Annotated in this window: 2 tRNA genes and 1 rRNA gene (1 of these 3 cut by a window edge); all 3 read left to right on the top strand. The window is 51.1% G+C overall.

The features are described from left to right. The first annotated feature begins 233 nt into the window (after nucleotides 1-233). Nucleotides 234-310 (top strand) — tRNA-Ile (locus D6Z24_RS21435). Between the two features lie 18 nt (nucleotides 311-328). After that, nucleotides 329-404: transfer RNA gene (locus tag D6Z24_RS21440), tRNA-Ala, on the top strand. Nucleotides 405-633: 229 nt separating this feature from the next. After that, nucleotides 634-2,500: ribosomal RNA gene (locus tag D6Z24_RS21445) — 23S ribosomal RNA — on the top strand (it continues 1,090 nt past the right edge of the window).

The following is a 2,500-nucleotide window of genomic DNA, read 5'->3' on the forward strand; positions in this document are numbered from 1 at the left end:
TGCGGCTGGATCACCTCCTTTCTAAGGAGCCTAACCAGCCAGTGAGCTTGCTCACGTAAGATGCTGGTCATGGTAATCCAGGTCAATCTTACATTACTGTCTACTATTTAGTTTTGAAGGACCAAGCCCGCGAGGCTTTTGTTTACTCGCGGACTTTTTGTTCTCTAAAATTTCGAGATGAATGGTTAGCGATGACTGCCAGGCTCACGATGCGTGCATCGTCGTTACTGAAAGGGCCTGTAGCTCAGCTGGCTAGAGCACACGACTGATAATCGTGAGGTCGGAGGTTCAAGTCCTCCCAGGCCCACCATTTATTCTCCAAGGAATTGGGGGTGTAGCTCAGCTGGGAGAGCACCTGCCTTGCACGCAGGGGGTCATCGGTTCGATCCCGTTCACCTCCACCAATTTTCCCCGTGAAACGGGAAAAATGCCCACCGAAGCTGCCGTAGCGAAAGCGAAGGCGTCAAGCGAAGGTGAGCATTCTACTTGTTCTTTGACAATTGCATAGAAGTGATCTGTAGGTAACAACCGAAATGGCGACATTTCGGGATGTATGCACGGCAGCACGTTTTTCGAAACGTGTCCATCTAGCTTTCGGGCGAAGATGGAATTGATCATTTACAGTTTTTTTATGGTCAAGCTATTAAGGGCGTACGGTGGATGCCTAGGCAGAGAGAGGCGATGAAGGACGTGGTAAGCTGCGATAAGCTTCGGTTAGCCGCTAAACAGGCTTTGACCCGGAGATTTCCGAATGGGGAAACCTACTGGAGGTAATGCTCCAGTAACGCATGGTGAATACATAGCCATGCGTGGCGAACGAGGGGAACTGAAACATCTAAGTACCCTCAGGAAAAGAAAACAATAGTGATTCCGTCAGTAGCGGCGAGCGAAAGCGGAACAGCCCAAACCCGTACCATTTCGATGGCACGGGGGTTGTGGGGCCCCGACATGGGATTGATGAAGGATAGGCGAACGGTCTGGAAAGTCCGGCCATAGTGGGTGATAGCCCCGTATCCGAAATCTTGATTCACCCTAGGGTGTCCCCGAGTACTGCGAGGCACGTGAAACCTCGTGGGAATCCGGGAGGACCATCTCCCAAGGCTAAATACTACTCTCTGACCGATAGTGCACTAGTACCGTGAGGGAAAGGTGAAAAGTACTCCAATGAGGAGGGTGAAATAGAACCTGAAACCGTATGCCTACAAGCAGTGGGAGCACTATGATTCGTTCAGTGTGACCGCGTGCCTTTTGCATAATGAGTCAGCGAGTTACCCTCAGCAGCGAGGTTAAGTTCATAGAACGGAGCCGTAGCGAAAGCGAGTCTTAATAGGGCGCATTAGTTGCTGGGGGTAGACCCGAAACCGGGTGATCTATCCATGTCCAGGGTGAAAGGAAGGTAACACTTCGTGGAGGCCCGAACCCACTGGCGTTGAAAAGCCAGGGGATGAGGTGTGGATAGGAGTGAAAGGCTAATCAAACTCGGAGATAGCTGGTTCTCCCCGAAATATATTTAGGTATAGCCTCACAAAGTAAGTAGCGGGGGTAGAGCACTGGATGGGCTAGGGGCCTCACCAGGTTACCAAACCTAACCAAACTCCGAATACCGCTAACTGTTATTGTGGGAGTCAGACTGCGGGTGATAAGATCCGTAGTCAAAAGGGAAAGAGCCCAGACCGCCAGCTAAGGTCCCAAAATCTACGCTAAGTGGAAAACGATGTGGAAATGCCCAGACAACCAGGAGGTTGGCTTAGAAGCAGCCACCCTTTAAAGAAAGCGTAATAGCTCACTGGTCGAGTGGGTCTGCGCGGAAAATGTAACGGGGCTAAGCGTAGTACCGAAGCTGCGGATTGGATGCTTAAGCATCCAGTGGTAGGGGAGCATTGTGTAAGCCTGCGAAGGTCGACCGCGAGGACGGCTGGAGGTATCACAAGAGATTATGCTGACATGAGTAGCGAAAAACAAGGTGAGAAACCTTGTCACCGAAAACCCAAGGTTTCCTACGTAAAGGTAATCTGCGTAGGGTTAGTCGGTCCCTAAGGCGAGGCCGAAAGGCGTAGTTGATGGGAAACGGGTTAATATTCCCGTACCACCTGTTGTTGCGATGGGGGGACGGAGTAGGGTAGGCGATCCAGGCGCTGGTTGTCCTGGTTTAAGGTTGTAGGCGGGAAGAGGAGGCAAATCCCTTCTTCCATTCAACGCTGAGAACTGATGACGAGGGGGTATCCCCGTAAAGTCGTTGATCCCATGCTTCCAAGAAAAGCCTCTAAGCTTCAGACAGCAGGTGACCGTACCGTAAACCGACTCAGGTGGGTGAGGATAAATGTCCTAAGGTGCTTGAGAGAACACTGGTTAAGGAACTCGGCAAAATGATACCGTAACTTCGGGAGAAGGTATGCCCTTGAGAGTGTAGCGATTCGCACGTGAAGCTTTTGAGGGTCGCAGAGAAATGGCGGTAGCGACTGTTTACTAAAAACATAGGACTCTGCAAAGTCGCAAGACG

It is taken from the genome of Geomonas oryzae, assembly GCF_004117875.1.
Taxonomy (GTDB): domain Bacteria; phylum Desulfobacterota; class Desulfuromonadia; order Geobacterales; family Geobacteraceae; genus Geomonas; species Geomonas oryzae.